Raw genomic sequence first — 23,422 nt, 5'->3', positions numbered from 1 at the left:
TGACGGACGAGCGACGACCGGGCCACTGTCGCGCGACACGCACACACGTTTCCGCGACCCAGCTTTCACACGACCCGACACATTTGGCAGGCTGTCACCCGCATACACGGGGGCGTGCACATTCGGCAGCGGCCGCTGCGGGCACGGGAGGGACACAGCACCATGCACACCGCACACTCTGCACACACCGTCACATCCGGGGACCCACGACTCAGCTGGAGCAGCACCGAAACCAGCCACGCGCCCCGGCTGACCCACCGCCGCGACGGCATCCTGCCCGCGGTGGCCGCAGCGCTGTCCGTACGCGGCGAGACACTCACCTGCACCGCGGGCAAGGGCGACCAACCACCCGTACTGCACCACCTCGTCCAGGACTTCCTCGACACCCTCACCAGCGGCCAGCGGGAACGCTTCACCGGCCGCTGCCCCGAGGCGATACTGCTCTCCCGGCACCTCGCGGCCGCCGAAGGCGGCCGCTCCAAGCGCGCTCAGCGCAAGCCCCTCACCAACGGCGAGGCCCGCCGCGCACTCAAGCACGCCCGGCTCACCGCACGACGCATCCGCGAGGACGGCGACCCCATGCACGGCAGCTACGCGCCGCCCTGTCGCTCCTGCTCGGTCATGCTCGCCCACTTCGGCGTACGTCCCGTCGACCTCACCACGACCGGGTCGGCGACCACCGCCGAGAAGGGCTGACCGCACCCCCATGGCAGACCGCACCGACCTCCCCGGACAGACCGGCCCGGCGAACCACGACCGCCAGGCCCCCGCCCGCTTCCCCGACCCCGTCGACGACGCGCTGCGCGCCGCGGGGTGGCAGCCCGGCCGCTGGGACATCCGGCAGGCCGAGGAGTGGGCCGACGCGCTGCGCTCGCACACCTCACCGGCCGGCCATCAGCACGCCGTCTTCCCGGCGGCCGTGGAGGCCTGGGCCGAATTCGGCGGCCTGCACATCACCGCGACCGCGCCCGGCCGGCAGATCGCGCCGGCGGCGGTACGGATCGACCCCCTGCACGGGCTGCATCTGGCCCGGACCCTGGCGGATCTCGGACGCGCGCTGGAGACCGAGGTCGCGCCGCTCGGCGAGGAGGGGGACGGGCTGGGGGTGCTCGCGATCGATACGGAGGGGCGTGTGTACAGCGTGGACCACACCGGCGACTGGTACCTCGGCCCGGACATCGACCAGGCCCTTACCACCCTGGTCACCGGCGCCCAGCCGGCCCGCCTCACCTCGGCCTGACGCCCCTGGCACGCCCGGGCCCGCCCAGGGCCCACCCGGGCCGGGCCCGGACACGCCCGGGCCCGGCCGGCGATCGAGGACGGAACCGGCCGGGCCATGGCGGTTCACGTCGCGGCCCGGATCGCGCGGGAGCCCCCGGCACCCGCCGCGAGGGGGGTCCGTCCTCAGGCGCCGGACGGGCTTGACGGGGCGGACGGGCCCGCCGTGTCCGGGAGTACCGCGGAGACCCGGAAACCGCCCGCGTCCGTGGGACCGGAGACGAACACCCCGCCCAGCCCCAGCACCCGCTCCCGCATGCCCACAAGCCCGTTGCCCCCACTGGGCAACCCCGCGTCCGCCGTACCCGAGTCCGAAGGACCGTTCTCCACCTGCATGGCCACCTCCGCCCCCCGGTGCGCCAGCCGCACCCACGTCTTCGCGCCGGCGGCGTGCTTGTGCACGTTCGTCAGGGCCTCCTGCACGACCCGGTAAGCGGTCTGTTCGACCTCGGGCGGGTACGGCCGCGTCTCGCCCTCCACCGAGAGCTCCACCGTCATCCCCGCCGCCCGCGACTCCCCGACGAGCGTCTCCACCTCGTGCAGCCGGGGCCCGTCCTCGACGGGGGCCGCTGCCGCGCGGCCGACCGAGGCGAGGGGCACCTTGGTCACCCGGGCCACCATCGGCTCCCCCGTGCGCAGCACCCCGAGCATCTCGCGCAGTTCCGTCAGCGCCTGGCGCCCCATGTCACCGACCAGCGCGGCGTTGCGCACCGCCTTCGCCGGATCCTTCGGCGCGACCGCCTGGAGGGCCGCCGCGTGCACCACCATCAGGCTCACCCGGTGGGCGACCACGTCGTGCATCTCCCGGGCGATCCGGGTCCGCTCCTCCGTACGCGCCCACTCGGCCCGCTCCTCGGCCCGGTCCGCCAGCAGCGACAGCTCCCGCTCCAGCGAGTCCGCCCGCTCCCGCAGGCTCTCCATCAGCCGGCGTCTGGCCCCGGTGTAGAGGCCGAACAGGACGGGCGGCGCGGTCAGCCCCACCGCCATGAAGAGGGACAGCATCGGCACGTACCAGTCGCCGGGACCGAAGTCGGCGCTGGCCGAGACGCCCTGCCGCAGCCGTACGTACGTGACGATGAACGTGCCCACGAGCGACATGCTCATCAGCACCACGGTGATCCGCCGGGGCACGTCGGAGGCGGCCAGCGTGTACAGGCCGACCAGCCCCATCAGGAAGCCCATCTCGGCCGGTGTGGTCGCGACCGAGACCAGCACCACCGCGATCGGCCACCGCCTGCGCACCAGCAGCACGGCCCCCGCGAAGAACCCGAACACCACCCCCACCGGCACCGGCAACCCGGTGTCCCCCGCGAATTGCACCCCCTCGAACGCGCACTCCAGCGCCGAGAACAGCGCCAGCCCCACATCCAGTGCGACGCTCCGTCGCCGTTCCCACCACCAGTAGCCGCGGGTGGTCGGTCCCGCCGCTTCCCGGTCTTCCCCCGTTGCGGTCATGGCATCCAGCGTACGGGCGGGCGCATCTCATTTTCGGGTGACCTGGACAGCGGGCGCCCATAGGTCCGGGATGACCCGTCGCGGCGGAGGCCGCTCGTGCGGCATAGTGTTGTGTGCCCGATCGACGACCTGACGGTATGTCCAGTCGATCGGCTTTGCTGTCCCCTGTGGTGTAACGGCAGCACAGTGGCTTTTGGTGCCATTTGTCCGGGTTCGAATCCTGGCAGGGGAGCTTCTGCGAGCGGGCCCCGACCGATGCGGTCGGGGCCCGCCCCCGTTCCGGCCCGACGGCCCCCCGGTATCCTGCGGATGTCCACCACCCGAAGCCGAAGGGCATATCCGTGAGCTCCGAACGCCCGGCAGCCGTCGTCGTCCTCGCAGCGGGTGAGGGCACCCGCATGAAGTCGAAGACCCCCAAGGTCCTGCACGAGATCTCCGGGCGCTCGCTCGTCGGACATGTCGTCGCCGCCTCCCGCGAGCTGGACCCGCAGCACCTCGTCGTGGTCGTCGGCCACGCGAGCGAGCAGGTCACCGCCCACCTCACCGCCGCGGACGCCCAGGTGCGCACCGCCTACCAGGCCGAGCAGAAGGGCACCGGCAACGCGGTGCGCGTCGGACTCGACGAGCTGGGCGGGACCGTCGCGGGCACCGTGATCGTCGTCTGCGGCGACACCCCGCTGCTGTCCGGCGGGACGCTCGCCGCGCTCGCCGCGACCCACGCCGCCGACGCCAACGCCGTCACCGTGCTGAGCGCCGAGGTCCCCGACTCCACCGGGTACGGGCGGATCGTCCGCGATCCGGCGACCGGAGCGGTCACCGAGATCGTCGAGCACAAGGACGCCACCGACGAGCAGCGCGCGATCCGGGAGATCAACTCCGGGGTGTTCGCGTTCGACGGGCAGCTGCTGACGGACGCGCTCGGCAAGGTCCGTACGGACAACAGCCAGGGCGAGGAGTACCTCACCGATGTGCTGTCCATCCTGCGCGAGGCGGGGCACCGGGTCGGCGCCTCGGTCGCGGATGACCACCGGGAGATCCTCGGCATCAACAACCGGGTGCAGCTCGCCGAGGCCCGCAGGCTGCTGAACCAGCGGCTGCTGGAGCGGGCGATGACGGCCGGTGTGACCGTGGTGGATCCCGCGTCGACCCTGATCGATGTGACCGTGACCTTCGGACCGGACGCGATCGTGCACCCCGGTACGCAGTTGCTCGGTGCGACGCACCTCGCGGAGGACGCCGAGGTCGGGCCGAACTCGCGGCTGACGGACACCGTCGTGCACGCGGGTGCGCGGGTGGACAACACCGTCGCGCAGGGTGCCGAGGTCGGACCGGGCGCGACCGTCGGTCCGTTCGCCTATCTGCGACCGGGCACGAAGCTGGGCGCGAAGGCCAAGGCCGGTACGTACGTGGAGATGAAGAACGCGACGATCGGCGAGGGGACGAAGGTCCCGCACCTCTCGTACGTGGGGGACGCGACCATCGGTGACCACACCAACATCGGTGCCGCGAGCGTCTTCGTGAACTACGACGGCGTGGCCAAGCACCACACGACGATCGGCTCGCACTGCCGGACCGGGTCGGACAATATGTTTGTGGCTCCCGTCACGGTCGGGGACGGTGTCTACACCGCGGCCGGTTCGGTCATCACCAAGGACGTGCCGTCCGGTTCGCTGGCCGTGGCCCGTGGCCAGCAAAGGAATATCGAGGGTTGGGTGGCCAGGAAGCGTCCGGGAAGTGCCGCCGCGCAGGCGGCTCAGGCCTCGGCGGAGGACACCTCCAGCGAAAGCTGACCGGAATCAGGTGCGTCGCGCACGGCGTACCGTGATAGATGCTCACCCCATTTCGGCTGGCTCGTTGCACATCGGGACATCTGCGTGCAGCGCCAGGAACACGTCTGAGGAGACTGTGCTGTGACCGGGATCAAGACGACCGGCGAGAAGAAACTGATGTTCTTCTCCGGCCGCGCCCACCCCGAGCTGGCCGAGGAGGTTGCACACCAACTGGGTGTGGGCCTCGTGCCGACGAAGGCCTTCGATTTCGCCAACGGTGAGATCTACGTCCGATTCCAGGAGTCCGCCCGCGGCGCCGACTGCTTCCTGATCCAGAGCCACACCGCTCCGATCAACAAGTGGATCATGGAGCAGCTGATCATGCTGGACGCGCTGAAGCGCGCCTCGGCCCGTTCGATCACGGTGATCGTGCCGTTCTACGGTTACGCCCGCCAGGACAAGAAGCACCGCGGCCGCGAGCCGATCTCGGCCCGTCTGATCGCGGACCTGATGAAGACGGCGGGCGCGGACCGCATCCTCACCGTCGATCTGCACACCGACCAGATCCAGGGCTTCTTCGACGGTCCGGTCGACCACCTCTTCGCGCTGCCGATCCTCGCCGACTACGTCGGTGCGAAGGTCGACCGCTCGAAGCTGACGATCGTCTCGCCGGACGCCGGCCGCGTCCGGGTCGCCGACCGCTGGTGCGACCGCCTGGACGCCCCGCTGGCGATCGTGCACAAGCGCCGCGACAAGGACGTGCCGAACCAGGTCAGCGTCCACGAGGTCGTGGGCAACGTCGAGGGCCGGGTCTGTGTCCTGGTCGACGACATGATCGACACGGGTGGCACGATCTGCGCCGCCGCCGACGCCCTGTTCGCACACGGTGCCGAGGACGTCATAGTGACGGCGACGCACGGCGTGCTCTCGGGCCCTGCGGCCGACCGGCTGAAGAACTCGAAGGTCAGCGAGTTCGTCTTCACGGACACCCTGCCGACCCCGGGTGAGCTGGAGCTCGACAAGATCACGGTGCTCTCGATCGCGCCGACGATCGCGCGCGCGGTGCGCGAGGTCTTCGAGGACGGTTCGGTCACGAGCCTCTTCGAGGAGCAGTAGGAGCGGCAGGAGCTGTAGGCGCTTCCCTCCGGGCGAAGAGCGTCACAGAAGATCCACTTTGGGCGCGGCCTCCCCGCCGGGTAGACTCAGCGAGTTGCTCGGCGAGGGAGGCCGTACTCATAGGTACGGCGGTCCGTTATCGACGCGCTCTTCGTAGCAGGCCTGTCGTGGGCCGGGTGACCATCCGCAGTTTTGTCACCTTACGAGGAGTGCAGTCATGGCCGAGATCAAGCTCAACGCCGAGGTCCGTACCGAGTTCGGCAAGGGCGCCGCCCGCCGCACCCGTCGCGCGAACCTCGTTCCCGCCGTCATCTACGGCCACGGCGCCGACGCTGTCCACATCACGCTGCCGGGGCACGAGCTCCAGCTCGCGCTCCGTACCGCCAACGTCCTGATCGGTCTCGAGATCGACGGCAAGGACGCGCTGGTCATCCCGAAGGCCGTGCAGCGCAACGCCCTCAAGGGCAACATCGAGCACGTCGACCTGCTGACCGTGAAGCGCGGCGAAAAGGTCGAGGTCGAGATCGCGGTGCACGTCGAGGGCGACCTGGCCCCGGGCGGCAACCTGCTGGAGTACGTGCAGAACACCCTGCTCGTCGAGGCCGAGGCCACCCACATCCCGGAGTCCGTCACGGTCTCCATCGCGGGCCTGGACGCCGGCGACTCGATCCTCGCCAAGAACATCCCGCTGCCCGCGGGCTCCGTGCTGGCCGGTGACGAGGACGCCGTCGTGCTCCAGGTCGTCTCCGCGCAGGCCGAGGAGCCCAGCGCCGAGGCCGCCGAGACCGAGGGCGCCGAGGCCTGAGCCTCGTCACACCTGCTTGACTGACGGGGCGGCGGTCTCCCTCCGGGGGATCCGCCGCCCCGTTTTCCCTGTTCCGCCGTCCGTCAGCCGTAACCTGCCACCCGCCGTCCGTACGCGAGGAGACCCAGCGAGATGTCCGACGCCACCGACCCCTGGCTGATCGTGGGCCTGGGCAATCCCGGACCCGAGTACGCGGCGAACCGGCACAACGTCGGCTTCATGGTCGCCGACCTGCTCGCGGAGCGGATCGGTGGGACGTTCAAGCGGGCGCCGAAGGCCCAGGCGCAGGTGCTGGAGGGGCGGATCGGTCCGCCCGGGCCGCTGAGCAGGCGGGTGGTGCTGGCGAAGCCGATGTCGTACATGAACCTGTCCGGCGGTCCCGTGACGGCGCTGCGCGATTTCTACAAGGTGCCGCTCGATCATGTCGTGGCGGTCCACGACGAGCTGGACATCGACTACGGGATGCTGCGGCTGAAGCTGGGTGGCGGCGACAACGGCCACAACGGCCTGAAGTCGATGACGAAGTCGATGGGGCCGGAGTACCACCGGGTCCGGTTCGGGATCGGGCGCCCGCCGGGCCGGATGCAGGTTGCCGATTTCGTACTGAAGGACTTCTCGTCCACGGAACGCAAGGAGCTCGCCTTCCTGGTGGACCGGGCGGCGGATTCCGTGGAGTGCCTGCTGGCCGAGGGGCTGGAGCGCGCGCAGAGCGCGTACAACTCCTGAGCCGGGGGCGGCGAGGAATCGTGCGGCGAATCCCGACATACCCACCGGTAACTGGGCTGTTTTCAGCCACAGCTTGACCGGGTGCGGGGCGCTGGCCAAGGATCGGCCCCCATGAAGCGCAGCTCCTCCCGCAGTTCCTCCCGCAGCTCCTCCCGACGTGCCCTGCAGTTCGGCCGCACCGCCGCGCTCGGCTGCGTCGTCCTGCTGCTGCTCGTCGCGGGTGCGCTGGCCTCGTGGGACGAGGCGCAGCACATCGTGCTGGCCAAGGGGCGTGAGCACGGCACGATGACGGTGACCGGGTGCGGCAGCGAGGTCTGTACGGGACCGTACTCACCGTCCGACGACGGCCCGGGGCGTTCCCGGGTGTCCGTCGAGAAGTCGGTGGCCGCGAAGAAGGGGGACCGTTTCCCCGTCGTCGTGAAGCCGGGCACGTTCGAGGTCGTGCGGACCGGGACGCCGGGCTTCCTGCACGCGTGGATGCCGTTGAGCGGTGCGCTGATCCTTGCCGCGCTGGTGATCGGCGGCGGTCTGCGGCTGACCCGCACGGCGTGGGCTACCGGGATCGCGGGCGGGGTCCTGCTGGTGGCGACGTTCATCGCCCTGTGACGGGACCCCGCCCGCGGTCGTGTTGATCAGCCGGTGTTGCGCAGCCCGGCCGCGACACCGTTGACGGTGAGCAGCAGGGCGCGGGCGAGCAGCGGGTCGGCCTCCTCGCCGCGTTCGACTGCCTGGCGCTGGCGGGCCAGCAGCGACACCTGGAGGTAGGAGATCGGGTCCAGGTAGGCGTCACGGATGGCGAAGGTCTGCTGGAGCACGGGGCTGGTGCCGAGCAGTTCGGTGTTTCCGGTGATCTTGAGGACTTCCTGCACGGTCAGCGCGTGTTCGGCCTCGATGGCGGCGAAGACGTGCTTGAGCTCGTCGGGGACGAGTGTGTCGACGTAGTGCCGTGCGATGCGCAGGTCGGTCTTGGCGAGTGTCATCTCGACGTTGGAGAGGAAGTTCTGGAAGAAGTGCCACTGCTCGTGCATCTCTTCCAGGACGGTGTCGAGACCGGCCTCGCGCAGGGCCTTGAGGCCCGAGCCGACGCCGTACCAGCCGGGCACGATCTGCCGCGACTGGGTCCAGCCGAAGACCCACGGGATGGCGCGCAGACCGTCGAGCGAGACGCCCGAGCCGGGGCGGCGGGAGGGCCGCGAGCCCAGGTGCAGGTCGGCGAGCTGGTCCACCGGGGTGGAGGCGAGGAAGTACGCGGGCAGGTCCGGGTCCTCGACGAGCTTGCGGTACGCGTCGTGGGCCGCGTCGGAGACGGTGTCCATGGCCGCGTCCCAGCGGGCGAGCGCCTCGTCGGACTGGCGGGGCGCGGTGTGCAGGGCGGAGGCCTGGAGGGTGGCCGCGACGGTCAGTTCCAGGTTCTCGCGGGCGAGTGCGGGGATGAGGTACTTGTCGGAGATGACCTCGCCCTGCTCGGTCACCTTGATCTCGCCCTCGAGCGTGCCCCAGGGCTGGGCGAGGATCGCGTCGTGCGAGGGGCCGCCGCCGCGGCCGACGGTGCCGCCGCGGCCGTGGAAGAGGCGCAGGCGCACGCCGTAGCGGTGGGCGACGTCGCGCAGTCGGCGCTGGGCGCGGTGGATCTCCCACTGGGAGGTGGTGATGCCGCCGAACTTGGAGGAGTCGGAGTACCCGAGCATGACCTCCTGGACGTCGCCGCGGAGTGAGACGAGGCGCCGGTAGGAGGGGTCGGCGAGCATCTCGTCGAGGATGACGTCGGCGGCCTTGAGCTCGTCGGTGGTCTCCAGGAGCGGCACGATGCCGATCCTGGCCCAGCCGCCGTGCAGGTCGAGGAGGCCGGCCTCGCGGGCGAGGACGGCGGCGGCGAAGACGTCGTCGGCGCCCTGGCACATCGAGATGATGTAGGACTCGATGACTTCGGGGCCGAAGCGCTCGAAGGCTTCCTTGATGGTGTGGAAGACGCCGAGGGTCTTCTCGCCCGCGGCGTCCAGCGGGGCCGGGGTGGGTGCGAGCGGGCGGCGGGAGCGGAGTTCCTTGGCGAGGAGCTTCTGCCGGTAGTCGCGGGGCATGTCGGCGTAGCGCCAGGACTCCTCGCCGAGGCGGTCGAAGAGCTGGCCGAGCGCGTGGTGGTGGGCGTCGGCGTGCTCGCGTACGTCCATGGTGGCGAGTTGCAGACCGAATGCGGCGAGGGTCCGGATCGTGCGGTCCATCCGGCCGTCGGCGACGATGCCGCCCCTGTGCTTGCGCAGGGAGACCTGGACGAGCGACAGGTCGGCGATGAGCTCGGCGGTGCCGAGGTAGTCGCAGCCGGGGCGGTGCGGGGTGCCGGAGGCCAGCCGCTCGCGGGTGTTGACGAGCTTCTGCCGGATGCAGGTCGCCTTGAGCCGGTAGGGCTCCTCGGCGTTCAGCCGCTTGTAGCGGGGGCTGATCTCCGGGAGCAGTTCCAGATCGGTCTGGAGGGAGTCGAGGAGCTCGTCGGTGGCTCCGGTGTAGCGGATGGAGTTGGAGAGCAGTCCGCGCAGTTGGTCGACGAGTTCGAGTGCGTCGGTGATGCCGTGCTCGTGCTGGAGGATCAGTACGTCCCAGGTGACGGCGGGCGTCACGTTGGGGTTGCCGTCGCGGTCGCCGCCGATCCAGGTGCCGAAGGTGAGCGGGCGGGTACCGGCGGGCAGTTCGACGCCGACGCGCTCCAGCTCCGCGGCCAGGTCCTCCAGGACGTCGCCCACGGCGTTGGCGTGGAGCTCGTCGAGGTAGTAGATGGCGTTGCGGGCCTCGTCGGCGGGCTCCGGGCGGACCACGCGGAGCTCGTCGGTCTGCCAGATGAGGTCGATGTTCTCGGCGAGCCGGATGTCCTGGCGGCGCCGGTCGGCCTCGATGACCGGGGTCTCCAGGAGTGCGGCGATGCGGCGGAGCTTGTTCAGCACGGAGCGCCGCGCGGCCTCGGTGGGGTGCGCGGTGAACACGGGCCGTACGTTGAGGTTCTTGACCGTCTCGCGCAGGTGCTCCGGGTCGGCGTCCTTGAGCCGGTCGGCGGTGCGGGCGAGGAGCCCGCCCTCGGCGGCGCGCCGGTCGCGCATCTCGTGGGCGCGGTGGACCTGCTCGGTCACGTTGGCGAGATGGAAGTACGTGGAGAAGGCGCGCACGAGCTGTGCGGCGGTCTCCAGGTCGGTGTCGCCGAGAAGCTCGGCCGCCGCTTCGCCGTCGGTGCGGGTCAGGGCGCGGACCCGTTCGACGAGGTCGAGGAGTTCCTGCCCTTCCTGGCGTACGAGGGTCTCGCCCAGGAGGTCGCCGAGGCGGCGGATGTCGGCGCGCAGCTCGGTGCTGGCGGCAGGGGTCTGGTCGGCACTGCTCACAGTGTGCGGCTCCTTGCAGTGGTTGAGCACGGGTTCCGGGGCCCGCGGCTGGCAGCGGGTGCCACGCCACCCCCGGTGAAGCAGAGTGCGGACCGCGCTGTCCGACCTCTCCAGGATAGGTGTCCGTGGTTCCGGCGTTGTTCGCGGCCCGAAAGGTGTCCGCGGTTCAAGACGGTCCCTTCCGGGGTACGCCTTTCGTCCTCTACCCCGTATGTCGCCACTCTGCGCCCGGTCGGCCGCTCCCTCTTGTGGCGGGGCTCCGCGCTGCCATACTTACGACGCCGTAGGTTACGCATGCGTAGCCCTGTATGTTCCGTCGCGTCTCACCCCACAGGGGACTCCCCATGAAGACCAGCCCCGACGTGATCGAGGCCGCTCCGGCGGCCGACGGTCCCGCCTCCGCCACGCTCGGCGGGGACAACAAGCGTTCCATCGAGCAGGTCGCTCTCCTGCTCTTCATCGTCGTGCCGTTCGTGGCCCTGGTCGCGGCGGTGCCGCTGGCCTGGGGCCGCGGTGTCAGCTGGCTCGATCTGGGTCTGATGGTGGCGATGTACTTCATCGGCTGCCACGGCATCACGATCGGCTTCCACCGCTATTTCACCCATGGCTCGTTCAAGGCGAAGCGTCCGCTCCGTATCGCCCTGGCCGTGGCCGGTTCGCTCGCCGTGGAGGGTCCCCTGGTGCGCTGGGTGGCCGATCACCGCAAGCACCACCGCTACTCGGACGCCGAGGGCGACCCGCACTCGCCGTGGCGTTTCGGTGAGACCCTTCCGGCCCTGATGAAGGGGCTGTGGTGGGCGCATATCGCCTGGATGTTCGACGAGGAGCGGACTCCGCAGCAGAAGTACGCCCCCGACCTGGTCAGGGACCCGGCGATCCGCGGGATCTCGCGGCACTTCCTGTCCTTCACGATTCTCTCGCTGGCGATCCCGCCGTTGGTGGGCGGTCTGGTCACGATGTCCTGGTGGGGGGCGGCGACCGCGTTCTTCTGGGGCTCCCTGGTCCGGGTCGCGCTGCTGCACCACGTGACCTGGTCGATCAACTCGATCTGCCATGCGGTCGGCAAGCGCCCGTTCAAGTCCCGCGACAAGTCCGGGAACGTGTGGTGGCTGGCCGTCCTGTCGTGCGGTGAGTCGTGGCACAACCTGCACCACGCCGACCCGACGAGTGCGCGGCACGGCGTGATGAGGGGTCAGATCGATTCGAGTGCCCGGCTGATCCGCTGGTTCGAGAAGCTCGGCTGGGCGCACGACGTGCGCTGGCCCGACTCCGCCCGTATCGAGTCCCGGCGCCACTCGGTGGAGGCCGACGCGGCATGATTGACGACGTGGCGACCGACTCAAGCGCAAGCAGCGAGAACACCCGTGCACCGTCCACCCGGCGGGCCCGCCGGGTGCGGATGACCGGTAAGGAACGCCGCGAGCAACTGCTGGACATCGGTCGCACCCTCTTTGCCGACAAGGGGTTCGAGGGCACATCGGTGGAGGAGATCGCGGCGCGTGCCGGGGTCTCCAAGCCGGTTGTCTACGAGCACTTCGGCGGCAAGGAGGGGCTGTACGCCGTCGTGGTGGACCGGGAGATGCGTCAGCTCCTGGACATGGTGACCAGCGCCCTGACCGCCGGTCATCCGCGTGAACTGCTGGAGCAGGCGGCGTTCGCGCTGCTGGACTACATCGAGACGTACACGGACGGTTTCCGGATCCTGGTGCGTGATTCGCCGGTCGCGCAGTCGACCGGCACGTTCGCCTCCCTCATCAGCGACATCGCCACTCAGGTGGAGGACATCCTGGGTCTGGAGTTCAAGGCCCGCGGCTTCGACGCGAAGCTGGCGCCGCTGTACGCGCAGGCGCTGGTCGGCATGGTGGCGCTGACCGGCCAGTGGTGGGTGAACGCCCGGAAGCCGAAGAAGGCCGAGGTCGCGGCGCATCTGGTGAACCTGGCGTGGCACGGGCTGGAGAACCTGGAGTCGAAGCCGCGGCTGATCGGGCACCGCAAGAACTGAGCGGGTGAGGGCCGGCCGCGGTGTGCGGTGTGTGTCCAAGCCGAAACATTGATGCATTGCTAAACCACTTCAGTCCCGGGGATCACAGTTGTAGAATCTGTGACCATCCCGGGAACACTTCACCCTGCATGTGATGCACCTGTGAAGACGTTTCTCCCGGTTCCACCACTTACCCCTGGGGGGGCTTTGTCTTCTGTGGAACCCGGCCGCGCCATGCCCGCACGCTCGAAGCGTGCGCACCGGCTCGCGGCATGCACCGCACTCGTCCTCTCGGCCGGCATGCTGCTGGCCGCTCCGGCCTCGGCCGATGACTCGGCGCCCGCGCCGCACCGCACCACCCAGCCCCGCGTTCCCGCTGCCGAGGCGCAGCCCACTCTGACGCTGCCGAAGCACCCGGCGAAGAAGAAGTCGCCCGCCGAGGCGGCCGAGGGCGCGAAGGCCGCGGCCGTTCCCGCCAAGCCGCTGTTCGACGTGGACGGCGACGGCTACAGCGACACGCTGTACCGGGGAATCGACGGCTACTACTACGTCGTCCCCACGAACGGGACGAGCTCGTACGAGTACACCCTGAACACCGACGACCCGAACGAGAAGTTCAAGGACGTCATCACCCCGGGTGACCTGAACGGCGACGGCAGCCCCGAGCTGCTCACCCTGTCGGCGGCCGGAAAGCTCTCGCTGCACCAGAGCTGGGGCGCCGACAGCTCCGGCTACGCGGACTGGTCCGGTGCCGGCTGGCAGAAGTACAACAAGGTCGTCGCCGTCGGCGACATGACAGGCGACGGCCGGGGCGACCTGCTCGCCCGTACGCCGTCCGGCGACATCTACCTGTACGCGGCCACCGGCAACGTCACCGGCGCGCCCTTCAAGGCGGCCGTGAAGGTGGGTAACGGCTGGGCCTCCTACGACCAGATCGTCGGCGCGAACGACGTCGACGGCGACGGGATCGGCGACCTCTACGCCCGCACCACCTCCGGTGACCTGTACTACTACGCGGGTTCCGGAAACGCCGCCTCGCCGTACAAGGCCCGCGTCAAGGTCGGCTACGGCTACAACACGTACAACCAGATCATCGCCACCGACGACGCCACCGGTGACGGCCTCGGCGACCTGATGGCCCGTACGCCCGGCGGCACGCTGTACGCGTACGCCGCAGCCGGGGACGGCTCGCTCACCAAGCGCGTCGAGATCGGCAGCGGCTGGAACGTCTCGTCGCTCTTCGGGGGCCAGGGCGGCAACCCGGACTTCGGCAAGAACGAGCTGATGACCCGCACCAAGGCGGGCACGCTCTACTGGTACTACGCGAAGAACAACGGCAAGCTCAGCACCCGCATCCAGGCCAGCGACAGCGGCGGCTGGGCGGGCTCGAACATCAGCTTCCCGTCGTCGCTCGACAACGACGGCTACGCCAACCTGCTGGAGACGTACAACGGCACCCTCTACAACCAGGGAGAGACCGTCGGCAGCGGCTGGAGCGTCTACAACACCCTCGTCGGCCCCGGCGACCTGAGCGGCGACGGCAAGGGCGACCTGCTCGCCCGCACCAAGGCCGGTGACCTGTACCTCTACCGGGGCAACGGCTCCGGCGGCTTCGCGGCCAAGCTCAAGGTCGGTTACGGCTACAACACGTACAACAAGATCGTCGGCGCCGGGGACCTCAGCGGCGACGGTCTGGCCGACGTGGTGGCCCGCGACACCAAGGGCGACCTGTACCTCTACAAGGGCACGGGCAGCGCCACCGAGCCGTTCAAGGCGCGCGTCAGGATCGGCACCGGCTACAACACGTACAAGCAGTTCGCCGCACCCGGCGACCTCAACGGCGACGGCAAGGCCGACCTCGTCGGTGTCGACGGCAAGGGTGACCTGTACCTCTACACGTCCACCGGCACCGGCACGATCGCCAAGCGCGTGAAGATCGGCTACGGCTGGGACATCTACAACAACCTGTACTAGGACGTGTCGTCGAACTGCCGTCGTCGCGCGGCAGACAGCAGTTCGACGACAGGCCCTGCGTGTTCCGAAGCAGCGCCGTCCGGCACCGACCGGACGGCGCGAGCGCCCCGTCCCCGGATCTCCGGGGGCGGGGCGCTCGCGCGTCGTCAGCCGGTCACCGGCTCCAGGAACTCCAGCCGGTTGCCCACCGGGTCGTGACTGAAGAAGCGGCGGTGACCGGGCAGGTCCTCGTCCCACGCCACCTCGGCGCCGCGCTCCGCCAGCCGGGCCGCGAACGCCCCGATGTCCGTCACACGCAGGCCCGGGTGGGCCTTGCGGGCCGGGCGGAAGTCCGCCTCGATGCCCAGGTGCAGCTGGACCGGGCCCACCTGGAACCAGCAGCCGCCACGGGCGGCCAGGACCGGCGGCTTGGGGAGCTCGGTCATGCCGAGGGTGTCCACGTAATAGCCCCGCAGCGCGTCCTCCGAGCCTTCCGGGGCGGCGAGCTGGACGTGGTCGACGGCTGCGATCATCATTTCTCCCGGTGGGTGACGGCGAAGATGCGGCGGAACGGGAAGACCGTGCCGTGCGGGCCCACGGGATACGCGGTGCGCAGCAGGTCGCGGTACTCGGCGAGGAAGGCGCTCCGGGCCTCCTCGTCGTCGGCCAGGGCGGTCAGTACGGGGCGCAGGCCGGTGCCCTTCACCCAGTCGAGGACGGCGTCCTCGCCGGGCAGCAGGTGCAGATAGGTGGTCTCCCAGACATCGGCCGTGCGGCCGGGGCCGGTGAGCCGGTCCAGGTAGTCGGCGGGGCTCAGCACCGCGTCGGCGTGGCGCAGCCGGCCGCCCAGCCGGGAGCGCCAGCGCGGGGACTCGGCCAGTTCGCGCATCAGGGCGTGGCTCGGCTGGTCGAAGTTGCCCGGGACCTGGAGGGCGAGGGTGCCGCCAGGGGTGAGTGCCGCCAGCCAGTCGGGGAAGCGCTCGGCGTGCCGGGGCACCCATTGGAGCAGTGCGTTGGAGACGATCAGGTCGTACGGTTCCCGTGGCGTCCAGGTCGCTGCGTCGGCCTCGGCGAAGTCGAGCAGGGCGGTGGTGTGGGCCCGCGCCCGATCCAGCATCTGCGGGGAGTTGTCGTAGCCGGTGATGCGGGCGCCGGGCCAGCGTTCGGCGAGCAGGGCGGTGACGTTGCCCGCGCCGCAGCCGAGGTCGGCGATCCGCGGGGCCGGTGCGCCCGGCAGTCCGGGGATGCGGGCCAGCAGATCGTGGAAGGGACGGGTGCGGTGGTCCGCGTGGCGCAGGTACTGCTGCGGATCCCAGGTGGGTGCGGTCATGGCATCCAGGATCGACCAGAAATTATCTTGATGTCAAGACACTCGAATTCAAGAGACTTCATGTCGAGGGACCCTCTACACTGATCCACATGGAGGACGAGGTCGACCGACTGGTCGCTGCATGGCGCCGAGAGCGCCCCGACCTCGACGTGGAACCACTCGAGGTCCTCAGCCGCGTCTCCCGCCTGGCCCGCCACCTCGACCGGGCCCGCAGGATCGCCTTCTCCGAGCACAATCTGGAGCCCTGGGAGTTCGACGTACTCACGTCGCTTCGGCGCGCCGGCGATCCGTACCAGCTCTCCCCCGGACAGCTGCTCACCCAGACGCTGGTCACCTCGGGCACGATGACCAACCGCATCGACCGGCTGACCAAGAAGAACCTCGTCGAGCGGCTCCCCGACCCCAGCGACCGCCGCGGTGTGCTCGTGCGGCTCACCGCCGAGGGGCGCGACAAGGCCGACCAGTCACTGGCCGGCCTGCTCGCCCAGGAGCGCGCCATCCTGGGCGAACTCTCCCGCCACCAGCGCGGCGAACTGGCCGGACTGCTACGCCAGTTGACTGCCCCGTTCGACAACATCCCCGGTTAGGGCGGGCTCGACCGGCATCACCGGATCGGCGGGCCCCACACCCGCCCGTCTGGCCAGGGCGACAGCCGCCAGCGTCGAGTGCACACCCAGCTTCCCCAGCACGTTCTGCATGTGCGTACGCACCGTGTGCGGGGAGAGGAAGAGCCGCTCCGCCACCGCCTTGCGGCCCAGACCCGCCACCATGCAGCGCAGCACCTCGCGCTCGCGCGGGGTCAGTGACTCGACGAGCTGCTCGCTCTCGCTGCGGTGCTTGCGGTCCGCAAGCAGCTCCCGCAGCACCCCGGTGAGCAGGGCGGGCGGCAGATGCGTCTCGTCGCGCAGCACCCCCCGGATGACCGCGAGCAGCCGCTGGAGCGAGCAGTCCTTGGCGACCCAGCCGCAGGCCCCGGCCTGGAGCGCGAGCGCGGCCCGGCGCGGGTCGTCCTTCTCGGCGAGCACCACCGTACGCACCGACGGCCGGCCCGCACGGACCCCGGCGACCAGCGATATGCCGTCGACCCGCCCGCTCTCCCCGGTGTTCGGAGCGGGTACCGGCACCGGGCCGACGGCCCTGCGGCCGTCCGCCGGGGACAGGATGCCCAGCTCGGCGTCGACCAGCATCACGTCGTAACCGCGCCCCTCGGCGGCCGCGCGCTCCAGACAGCGCAGCGCGGCCGGGCCACTGCCCGCCGCCGCCACGTCGACGTCCGGCTCGGCCGCGAGCGCGGCGGCGAGCGACTCGGCGAAAATACGGTGGTCGTCGACCACGAGAACCCGGATACGGACCACAGACACCCCCATGCTGTGTGTTCTGGGGCGCCCCGTAGCGTGCGACCCCCGGCGGAGACGGACCGGCGCGGGTGCGGCACCCGGAACGGGGATCAGGATCCGCGGTGCCACGGCCGCCGCCGTACACCGATCGCCCACCCCGCCCGGGTACCGCACCCGGCTGTCTCGTACCCCTGAATCAGCACCGGCCCCCACCGGTGCTGTGCACCAGCGTACGGGCGGCGGACCCGGGCGGGGAGAAATTCACAGAACTTCGGGGCGCGGGCCGCCCTACTGTGTTGCACATGTTCCGTCTTGAGACAGAAGTGGACAGGGAGCGCCGTCAGCTGCTGGGCAGGCGGCTCCACGAGGACAACACGGCGGGTTCACCGGAGATCCGGGCGCTGCGCACCGGCCCCGAGGGGCGTGAACTCCCGCTGGAGGTATGGGCGCTGGACGAGCGGGGACAGCTCGCCGCCGGGCTGACCGGACGCACCTGGGCGCACTGGCTCCATGTGGACCTGCTCTGGGTCGACGCCCGGCACCGCGGCTCCGGCCTCGGCTCGCGGCTGCTCGCCGAGGCGGAACGGGCGGCCCGCACGGACCGGGACTGCACCCGCTCCCGGCTGGAGACCTGGGACTTCCAGGCCCCGGACTTCTACCGGAAGCGGGGTTACGAGGTGACGGGGCGGGTCGAGGACTACCCGCCGGGCGTCACCGAGTTCACCCTCACCAAGCGGCTCGGGTCCTGATTCAGACGACCCGGTGGGCGCCCGCCGACGGGGTCGCGGGGAAGACTCCGGGGGCCGCGTAGCCGGCCGAGGCGAACGCCTCCAGCACGGACTTGGCGACCGTGTCCGCCTGCGCCTCCTCCACCAGCACGATCGCCGAGCCGCCGAAGCCGCCACCGGTCATCCGCGCACCGAGTGCCCCGGCCGCGTTCGCGGTGTCGACCACCAGGTCCAGCTCGACGCAGGAGACCCGCAGATCGTCCCGGAGCGAGACGTGGCCGGCCGTGAGGACCGGGCCGGCCGCGCGCACGTCGCCCGCGTCCAGCAGCGCGATGACCTGCTCGACGCGCTGGTTGTCGCCGACGACATGGCGTACGTAGCGCACGACCGACTCGTCGGCGTCGGACTCGGCCAGTGTGTCGAGCGCGGCGCCCAGGTCCGAGTACGGCAGCTCGCGCAGCGTACGGATGCCGAGGATGCGGGCACCCTCCTCGCAGCCCGCGCGGCGCTCCGCGTACGCGCCGTCGCCGAGCGCGTGCTTGACCCGGGTGTCGACGACCAGGAGCTCCAGGCCGTGGGCGGCCAGGTCGAAGGGGACCTGTCGCTGGGCGAGGTCGCGGGTGTCGAGGTGCAGTGCGTGGCCCTCGGTGCAGCAGGCAGAGGCCATCTGGTCCATGACGCCGCAGGGGACGCCGACGAACGCGTTCTCCGCGCGCTGGGCCAGCACCGCCACCTCGGCCAGGGTGAGGCCGAGCCCGAAGAGGTCGCTCAACGCCAGGCCGGTGACCACTTCGAGGGCGGCGGACGAGGAGAGCCCGGCGCCGGTGGGCACGGTGGAGGTCAGCTGTATGTCGGCGCCGGTGACCGGGTGTCCGGCCTCGCGCAGCGCCCAGACGACACCGGCCGGGTAGGCGGCCCAGCCGTGGCCGGAACGCGGGGTGAGCTCGTCGACCCGGAGCTGGACGACACCGCCCGGCACATCGGTGGAGTGCAGCCGCAGCACACCGTCGGTGCGGCGGGCGACGGCGGCCCGTGCGGTGTGCGGCAGCGCGAGCGGCATCACGAAGCCGTCGTTGAAGTCGGTGTACTCGCCGATCAGGTTGACCCGGCCGGGGGCGGCCCAGATCCCCTCGGGCGCGGTCCCGTAGAGCTCGGTGAAGGAGTCGGTCAGCTCGGTGGAGGTGACGGTCGGCTCAGTGTTGTCGGTCATGGTGCGGTGGGCTCCTCTCGGCGGGCGAACGTCCAGGCGTCGGAGACGATTCCGGCCAGGTCGGCGCGGGACGGCTGCCAGCCGAGGCGCTCCCTGGCGGTGGCGGCGGAGGCGACGAGGACGGCCGGGTCGCCGCCGCGGCGCGGGGCCGCGGTCTCGGGGACGGGGTGGCCGGTGACCTCACGGACCGTCTCGATGACCTCGCGGACCGAGAAGCCGTTGCCGTTGCCGAGGTTGCAGATCAGGTGCTCGCCCGCGGTGGCGGCGTCGAGGGCGAGGAGGTGGGCCTCGGCGAGGTCGGCGACGTGGATGTAGTCGCGGACGCAGGTGCCGTCGGGGGTCGGGTAGTCGTCGCCGTAGACGGAGATCGACTCGCGTTGTCCGAGTGCGACCTGGAGGACCAGCGGAATCAGGTGGGACTCGGGGCTGTGCCGTTCGCCGCAGCTGCCGTACGCACCGGCCACGTTGAAGTAGCGCAACGAGACGGCGGCCAGCCCGTGGGCGGCCGACTCACCGGTGATCATGTGGTCGACGGCGAGCTTGGTCGCCCCGTACGGGCTGGTCGGGGCCGTGGGGTCGGCCTCCGTGATGGGGCTGGAGACCGGTTCGCCGTAGGTGGCGGCGGTGGAGGAGAAGACCAGGGTGCGCACGCCCGCGTCGCGCATGGCGGCGAGCAGGTCGGTGGTGCCGCCGACGTTGTTGACCCAGTACTTCTCCGGGTCGGTGACGGACTCGCCGACCTGGGAGTACGCGGCGAAGTGGAGCACCCCGTCGTAGGAGGCGTCCAGCCACTTCGCGGCGTCCTGGACGCGGCCCTCGACGAACTCGGCCCCGGCGGGGACGCCCGCGCGGAAGCCGGTGGAGAGGTCGTCCAGGACGGTGACGGTGTGCCCCGCCTCCAGCAGGTGCTGGGCGACCACACTGCCGACGTATCCGGCGCCGCCGGTCACCAGGTACTTCTTGGGGGTGTTGCTCACTCGCTCGCTACCTCTCGCAGTCGCGCTGCCGCGGCCTCCGGCGGCACATCGTTGATGAACACACTCATGCCGGATTCGGAACCCGCGAGGAACTTCAGCTTGCCGGAGGTGCGTCGGATGGTGAAGAGCTCCAGATGGAGCCCGAAGTCATCCCGCCCCTCGACTCCGAACGGCGCCTGGTGCCAGGCGGAGATGTACGGGGTCGGCGGCTCCCCGGGTCCGAAGATCCGGTCGAATCGCCTCAAGAGTTCCAGATAGACCTGTGGGAATTCCGTGCGCGCGGCCTCGTCGAGTCCTCGCAGGTCGGGGACGCGGCGGCGCGGGTGGAGGTGGACCTCGTAGGGCCAGTGCGCCGCGTAGGGGACGAAGGCGATCCAGTGCTCGGCGGCGAGGACGATCCGCGAGCCGTCCGCCTCCTCGCGCGCCACCACGTCGTCGAAGAGGTTGCCGCCGGTCTCCGCGCGGTGGGCGGCCATGGAGCGCAGCATCAGCTCGGTGCGCGGGGTGACGAAGGGGTAGCCGTAGATCTGGCCGTGCGGGTGGCCGAGCGTCACGCCGATCTCGGCGCCCCGGTTCTCGAAGCAGAACACCTGCTTGACCTGCGGGAGCTCGGCGAGCTCGGCGGTGCGGTCGGTCCAGGCCTCCAGGACGAGCCCGGCCTGGTCCTCGGTGAGGTCGGCGAACGAGGCCTCGTGGTCGGAGGTGAAGCAGACGACCTCGCAGCGGCCGGAGTCACCGGCGAGAGAGGGGAAGCGGTTCTCGAAGACGGCGACGTCGTAGTCCGCCTCCGGGATCTCGCTCTGCCGGCCGTCCCGCGAGGGGCAGAGCGGGCACTCGTCGGCCGGCGGGTGGTAGATCCGGCCCTGGCGGTGCGAGGCGATGGCGACGCTGTCGCCGAGCAGCGGGTCGCGGCGGATCTCGGACGAGGTCGAGACGGGGTCGAGGGGACGCGGATCGACCGCCTCGCGCACGACGTCGTCACGGCTGTCGTAGTAGAGCAGCTCCCGGCCGTCGGCGAGCGTCGTAACCGTCTTCTTCACCAGACTCCTCCCAAACATAACCCAACACAATGAACCACAAGTCAACAGGCTCGTCAATGAGTCCACGTCAACGGAGTGGGCCGGAGTGTGAGCGGGATCTCGTGGGGTTAAGTCCGGGGTTTCAGGCCATACGATCACAATCAAACAAAGAACCTCATGGAGACTGTTCATTTTCTGAACACAAGGGCGTAGTTTCCTTCGGGTTAAATACACGCAACGAAGCGAGTTCCCCCCATGCACTCTCTGGCATCAGGGCTCCGGCTCCCCACGAACGGGCTCGATTACACGATCCTGGCGATCTACTTCGTCGTCGTGCTCGGCATCGGCTTCGCCGCACGGCGAAGTGTCAAGACGAGCCTCGACTTCTTCCTCTCAGGACGGTCCCTGCCCGCATGGGTGACCGGACTGGCCTTCGTGGCGGCCAACCTCGGCGCCACCGAGATCCTCGGCATGGCCGCGACCGGCGCACAGTACGGCGTCGCGGTCGTCCACTGGTACTGGATCGGCGCCATCCCGGCCATGGTCTTCCTCGGCCTCGTGATGATGCCGTTCTACTACCGGTCGAAGGTGCGCTCCGTACCGGAGTTCCTGCTCCACCGCTTCGACAAGTCGGCGCACCTGCTGAGCTCCATACTCTTCGCCTTCTCGGCGGTCCTGATCGCGGGCGTCAACCTGTACGCCCTGTCGATCGTCGTGGAGGCGCTCCTCGGCTGGCCGCAGTGGGTCGCGATCGTGGTCGCGGGCCTCTTCGTCCTGATCTACATCACCATCGGCGGGCTCTCCTCCGCGATCTACAACGAGGTGCTGCAGTTCTTCGTCATCCTCGCCGCGCTGATCCCGCTGACCGTGCTCGGTCTCAAGCGCGTCGGCGGCTGGGACGGGCTGAGCGACTCGCTCACTTCGAGTCACGGCGAGAACTTCATGACCGCCTGGGGCGGCACCGGCATCGGTGACGCCAACCCCCTCGGCGCCAACTGGCTGACGATCATCCTCGGTCTGGGCTTCGTGCTCTCGTTCGGCTACTGGACGACGAACTTCGCCGAGGTGCAGCGCGCCCTGTCCGCGAAGAACCTCTCGGCCGCCCAGCGCACCCCGCTGATCGCCGCGTTCCCGAAGATGTTCATCGTGTTCCTCGTGATGATCCCGGGTCTGGTCGCCGCCGTGATCGTGCCGAACATCGGCACCGCCGACTCGGGCACGACCTACAACGACGCGATCCCGCTGCTGATGCGGGAGCTGCTGCCCAACGGTGTGCTCGGCATCGCCGTGACCGGTCTGCTGGCCGCGTTCATGGCGGGCATGGCCGCCAACGTCTCCTCGTTCAACACCGTGTTCACCACGGACATCTGGGCGCGGTACGTGAAGAAGGACGAGACGGACGCGTACTACCTGCGCTTCGGCCGCTGGATCACGGTGATCGGGGTGCTGGCCTCGATCGGCACGGCGTTCATCGCCGCCAGCTTCTCCAACATCATGAGCTACCTGCAGACGCTGTTCTCCTTCTTCAACGTCCCGCTGTTCGTGGTCTTCATCATCGGGATGTTCTGGAAGCGCGCCTCGATGAAGTCCGGAGTCTGGGGCCTGCTGGCGGGCACCACCGCCGCGATGGTCAACTACTTCGTCATCTACAAGCAGGGCGTCATCGACATCCCGAGCGACCAGGGCGCCAACTTCGTCTCCGCGATCGTCGGTTTCGTCGCCGGTGCGGTCGTGATGGTCGCCGTCACGCTCTTCACCGCCCCCAAGCCGGAGGCGGAACTGGCGGGACTCGTCTACGGAACCGAGTCCCCGGACCTCGACGAGGCGCCCGCGGAGGGCGACGACGCCTGGTACCGCAGGCCGGCCCTGCTCGGCTGGGGCGCGATCGTGATCGCCGCCGCCTGCTACGTCCCCTACTCGTTCTGATCGGAGTAACTCACCATGTCCGACCTGCACAAGGAAGTCTCCGATCTGGAGCAGAAGTCCGCGACAGCGGCCCGCCTCTTCGACATCCGGCGGATCATCGGCGGTCTCTTCGTGGTCTACGGAGTCATCGTCACCATCGCCGGGATCAGCCCGTCCGACGCCGACCTCAAGAAGGCCGAGGGCGTCCACATCAACCTGTGGACCGGGCTTGCCATGCTGGTACTCGGGCTGTTCTTCCTCGTCTGGCTGAAGCTGCGCCCGGTCCAGCCGCCGGCCGAACTCCCGGACACCACGGACGCGCCCGGCAGCTGACCGGCCGCCGCGCCGCCACCACCGGGAGGGGGGGGGGGCCCCGCCCCCCCCCGGGGGCGCCCCCCCCCCCCCGCCCCCCCCCCGGGGGGGAAGAAAAAAAAAACCCCCCCCCACACAACACCCAAACAGGGAGGCGGG

At 70.2% G+C, this 23,422-nt stretch carries 22 protein-coding genes and 1 tRNA gene; 15 read left to right on the top strand and 8 right to left on the bottom strand.

All coding sequences use genetic code 11. From position 1 onward, the window contains the following. Window positions 1–162 precede the first annotated feature (162 nt). Window positions 163–696 (top strand): YwqJ-related putative deaminase, encoded by a 534-nt coding sequence (locus ACFVJX_RS14240; protein ID WP_384125886.1) that lies wholly within the window; start codon window positions 163–165, stop codon window positions 694–696. A gap of 10 nt (window positions 697–706) precedes the next feature. After that, a complete protein-coding gene (locus ACFVJX_RS14235) occupies window positions 707–1,240 on the top strand; it encodes an SUKH-3 domain-containing protein (protein ID WP_384125889.1) in 534 nt (177 codons plus the stop codon). A gap of 164 nt (window positions 1,241–1,404) precedes the next feature. Here ACFVJX_RS14235 and ACFVJX_RS14230 read toward each other — a convergent pair whose 3' ends face one another. Further along, window positions 1,405–2,733, bottom strand: coding sequence for a sensor histidine kinase (locus ACFVJX_RS14230; RefSeq protein WP_384125891.1), 1,329 nt, complete (start codon window positions 2,731–2,733; stop codon window positions 1,405–1,407). Between the two features lie 161 nt (window positions 2,734–2,894). On the opposite strand from ACFVJX_RS14230, the gene ACFVJX_RS14225 reads away from it, so the two are divergent. From ACFVJX_RS14225 to ACFVJX_RS14200, 6 genes are all read left to right on the top strand, one after another. Then, window positions 2,895–2,965: transfer RNA gene (locus tag ACFVJX_RS14225), tRNA-Gln, on the top strand. Window positions 2,966–3,074: 109 nt separating this feature from the next. Then, entirely contained in the window at window positions 3,075–4,523 is a 1,449-nt protein-coding gene (gene glmU, locus ACFVJX_RS14220; protein ID WP_384125894.1) for a bifunctional UDP-N-acetylglucosamine diphosphorylase/glucosamine-1-phosphate N-acetyltransferase GlmU, read from the top strand. Between the two features lie 120 nt (window positions 4,524–4,643). Then, complete coding sequence (locus tag ACFVJX_RS14215) at window positions 4,644–5,618, top strand: ribose-phosphate diphosphokinase (protein WP_024490433.1); 975 nt, start codon at window positions 4,644–4,646, stop codon at window positions 5,616–5,618. Between the two features lie 217 nt (window positions 5,619–5,835). Continuing rightward, window positions 5,836–6,423 (top strand): 50S ribosomal protein L25/general stress protein Ctc, encoded by a 588-nt coding sequence (locus tag ACFVJX_RS14210; protein WP_384125897.1) that lies wholly within the window; start codon window positions 5,836–5,838, stop codon window positions 6,421–6,423. 132 nt (window positions 6,424–6,555) lie between these two features. Continuing rightward, window positions 6,556–7,149 (top strand): aminoacyl-tRNA hydrolase, encoded by a 594-nt coding sequence (gene pth / locus ACFVJX_RS14205; RefSeq protein ID WP_384125899.1) that lies wholly within the window; start codon window positions 6,556–6,558, stop codon window positions 7,147–7,149. Between the two features lie 111 nt (window positions 7,150–7,260). Then, the gene (locus ACFVJX_RS14200; RefSeq protein WP_384125902.1) at window positions 7,261–7,755 is read left to right on the top strand and encodes a hypothetical protein; all 495 of its coding nucleotides are present in this window, start codon (window positions 7,261–7,263) and stop codon (window positions 7,753–7,755) included. A gap of 26 nt (window positions 7,756–7,781) precedes the next feature. On the opposite strand, the gene ppc is transcribed toward ACFVJX_RS14200, so the two are convergent. Then, entirely contained in the window at window positions 7,782–10,511 is a 2,730-nt protein-coding gene (ppc, locus tag ACFVJX_RS14195; RefSeq protein WP_384125905.1) for a phosphoenolpyruvate carboxylase, read from the bottom strand. 344 nt (window positions 10,512–10,855) lie between these two features. Between ppc and ACFVJX_RS14190 the strand changes: the two genes are divergently transcribed. From ACFVJX_RS14190 to ACFVJX_RS14180, 3 genes are all read left to right on the top strand, one after another. Further along, window positions 10,856–11,830, top strand: coding sequence for an acyl-CoA desaturase (locus ACFVJX_RS14190; RefSeq protein WP_384125907.1), 975 nt, complete (start codon window positions 10,856–10,858; stop codon window positions 11,828–11,830). Continuing rightward, window positions 11,827–12,513, top strand: coding sequence for a TetR family transcriptional regulator (locus ACFVJX_RS14185; protein ID WP_384125910.1), 687 nt, complete (start codon window positions 11,827–11,829; stop codon window positions 12,511–12,513). The genes ACFVJX_RS14190 and ACFVJX_RS14185 overlap by 4 nt, the downstream gene beginning before the upstream one ends. A 213-nt stretch (window positions 12,514–12,726) precedes the next feature. Next, a complete protein-coding gene (locus ACFVJX_RS14180; protein WP_384125912.1) occupies window positions 12,727–14,466 on the top strand; it encodes an FG-GAP repeat domain-containing protein in 1,740 nt (579 codons plus the stop codon). 146 nt (window positions 14,467–14,612) lie between these two features. On the opposite strand, the gene ACFVJX_RS14175 is transcribed toward ACFVJX_RS14180, so the two are convergent. Together ACFVJX_RS14175 and ACFVJX_RS14170 are read right to left on the bottom strand one after the other, a co-directional pair. Next, window positions 14,613–14,978 carry a glyoxalase gene (locus ACFVJX_RS14175; protein ID WP_384314406.1) on the bottom strand — a complete coding sequence of 122 codons (366 nt, stop codon included), beginning with the start codon at window positions 14,976–14,978 and terminating at the stop codon, window positions 14,613–14,615. Further along, complete coding sequence (locus ACFVJX_RS14170) at window positions 14,978–15,775, bottom strand: trans-aconitate 2-methyltransferase (RefSeq protein WP_384126964.1); 798 nt, start codon at window positions 15,773–15,775, stop codon at window positions 14,978–14,980. Before ACFVJX_RS14170 ends, ACFVJX_RS14175 begins: the two co-directional genes overlap by 1 nt. Before the next feature lie 89 nt (window positions 15,776–15,864). On the opposite strand from ACFVJX_RS14170, the gene ACFVJX_RS14165 reads away from it, so the two are divergent. Next, window positions 15,865–16,362 (top strand): MarR family transcriptional regulator, encoded by a 498-nt coding sequence (locus ACFVJX_RS14165; protein WP_250969335.1) that lies wholly within the window; start codon window positions 15,865–15,867, stop codon window positions 16,360–16,362. Here the strand turns inward: ACFVJX_RS14165 and ACFVJX_RS14160 are convergent. Further along, window positions 16,321–17,130 carry a LuxR C-terminal-related transcriptional regulator gene (locus ACFVJX_RS14160; RefSeq protein ID WP_384127110.1) on the bottom strand — a complete coding sequence of 270 codons (810 nt, stop codon included), beginning with the start codon at window positions 17,128–17,130 and terminating at the stop codon, window positions 16,321–16,323. The two genes, ACFVJX_RS14165 and ACFVJX_RS14160, sit on opposite strands and share 42 nt — an antisense overlap. A 284-nt stretch (window positions 17,131–17,414) precedes the next feature. Between ACFVJX_RS14160 and ACFVJX_RS14155 the strand changes: the two genes are divergently transcribed. Next, window positions 17,415–17,861: a GNAT family N-acetyltransferase gene (locus ACFVJX_RS14155; protein WP_384126965.1), complete on the top strand. Its 447-nt coding sequence runs from the start codon at window positions 17,415–17,417 to the stop codon at window positions 17,859–17,861. A gap of 1 nt (window position 17,862) precedes the next feature. On the opposite strand, the gene galK is transcribed toward ACFVJX_RS14155, so the two are convergent. Genes galK through galT form a run of 3 tightly spaced genes read right to left on the bottom strand, consistent with a single transcriptional unit; the run spans window position 17,863 to window position 21,067 of the window. Continuing rightward, window positions 17,863–19,050 carry a galactokinase gene (gene galK / locus ACFVJX_RS14150; protein WP_384126967.1) on the bottom strand — a complete coding sequence of 396 codons (1,188 nt, stop codon included), beginning with the start codon at window positions 19,048–19,050 and terminating at the stop codon, window positions 17,863–17,865. Continuing rightward, window positions 19,047–20,027 carry a UDP-glucose 4-epimerase GalE gene (gene galE / locus ACFVJX_RS14145; RefSeq protein WP_384126968.1) on the bottom strand — a complete coding sequence of 327 codons (981 nt, stop codon included), beginning with the start codon at window positions 20,025–20,027 and terminating at the stop codon, window positions 19,047–19,049. The genes galK and galE overlap by 4 nt, the downstream gene beginning before the upstream one ends. Further along, on the bottom strand, window positions 20,024–21,067 hold the full coding sequence (gene galT / locus ACFVJX_RS14140) for a galactose-1-phosphate uridylyltransferase (RefSeq protein ID WP_384126969.1): 1,044 nt from the start codon (window positions 21,065–21,067) through the stop codon (window positions 20,024–20,026). The genes galE and galT overlap by 4 nt, the downstream gene beginning before the upstream one ends. A 234-nt stretch (window positions 21,068–21,301) precedes the next feature. On the opposite strand from galT, the gene ACFVJX_RS14135 reads away from it, so the two are divergent. Beyond that, the gene (locus tag ACFVJX_RS14135; protein WP_384126971.1) at window positions 21,302–22,972 is read left to right on the top strand and encodes a sodium:solute symporter family protein; all 1,671 of its coding nucleotides are present in this window, start codon (window positions 21,302–21,304) and stop codon (window positions 22,970–22,972) included. A gap of 15 nt (window positions 22,973–22,987) precedes the next feature. Further along, a complete protein-coding gene (locus ACFVJX_RS14130; RefSeq protein ID WP_384126972.1) occupies window positions 22,988–23,284 on the top strand; it encodes a hypothetical protein in 297 nt (98 codons plus the stop codon). The last annotated feature ends 138 nt before the right edge of the window (window positions 23,285–23,422 follow it).

This window comes from Streptomyces sp. NPDC127177 (assembly GCF_042672475.1).
GTDB lineage: Bacteria > Actinomycetota > Actinomycetes > Streptomycetales > Streptomycetaceae > Streptomyces.
This window is presented reverse-complemented; position numbering and strand designations above follow the sequence as displayed.

What these genes read in the sequence shown, in the direction of transcription:
- ACFVJX_RS14240 (WP_384125886.1), top strand. Translation starts at nt 163, where the DNA reads ATGCACACCGCACACTCTGCACACACCGTCACATCCGGGGACCCACGA.
- ACFVJX_RS14235 (WP_384125889.1), top strand. Translation starts at nt 707, where the DNA reads ATGGCAGACCGCACCGACCTCCCCGGACAGACCGGCCCGGCGAACCAC.
- ACFVJX_RS14230 (WP_384125891.1), bottom strand. Translation starts at nt 2,733, where the DNA reads ATGACCGCAACGGGGGAAGACCGGGAAGCGGCGGGACCGACCACCCGC.
- ACFVJX_RS14210 (WP_384125897.1), top strand. Translation starts at nt 5,836, where the DNA reads ATGGCCGAGATCAAGCTCAACGCCGAGGTCCGTACCGAGTTCGGCAAG.
- pth (WP_384125899.1), top strand. Translation starts at nt 6,556, where the DNA reads ATGTCCGACGCCACCGACCCCTGGCTGATCGTGGGCCTGGGCAATCCC.
- ACFVJX_RS14200 (WP_384125902.1), top strand. Translation starts at nt 7,261, where the DNA reads ATGAAGCGCAGCTCCTCCCGCAGTTCCTCCCGCAGCTCCTCCCGACGT.
- ACFVJX_RS14190 (WP_384125907.1), top strand. Translation starts at nt 10,856, where the DNA reads ATGAAGACCAGCCCCGACGTGATCGAGGCCGCTCCGGCGGCCGACGGT.
- ACFVJX_RS14185 (WP_384125910.1), top strand. Translation starts at nt 11,827, where the DNA reads ATGATTGACGACGTGGCGACCGACTCAAGCGCAAGCAGCGAGAACACC.
- ACFVJX_RS14180 (WP_384125912.1), top strand. Translation starts at nt 12,727, where the DNA reads ATGCCCGCACGCTCGAAGCGTGCGCACCGGCTCGCGGCATGCACCGCA.
- ACFVJX_RS14175 (WP_384314406.1), bottom strand. Translation starts at nt 14,978, where the DNA reads ATGATCGCAGCCGTCGACCACGTCCAGCTCGCCGCCCCGGAAGGCTCG.
- ACFVJX_RS14170 (WP_384126964.1), bottom strand. Translation starts at nt 15,775, where the DNA reads ATGACCGCACCCACCTGGGATCCGCAGCAGTACCTGCGCCACGCGGAC.
- ACFVJX_RS14165 (WP_250969335.1), top strand. Translation starts at nt 15,865, where the DNA reads ATGGAGGACGAGGTCGACCGACTGGTCGCTGCATGGCGCCGAGAGCGC.
- ACFVJX_RS14155 (WP_384126965.1), top strand. Translation starts at nt 17,415, where the DNA reads ATGTTCCGTCTTGAGACAGAAGTGGACAGGGAGCGCCGTCAGCTGCTG.
- galK (WP_384126967.1), bottom strand. Translation starts at nt 19,050, where the DNA reads ATGACCGACAACACTGAGCCGACCGTCACCTCCACCGAGCTGACCGAC.
- ACFVJX_RS14135 (WP_384126971.1), top strand. Translation starts at nt 21,302, where the DNA reads ATGCACTCTCTGGCATCAGGGCTCCGGCTCCCCACGAACGGGCTCGAT.
- ACFVJX_RS14130 (WP_384126972.1), top strand. Translation starts at nt 22,988, where the DNA reads ATGTCCGACCTGCACAAGGAAGTCTCCGATCTGGAGCAGAAGTCCGCG.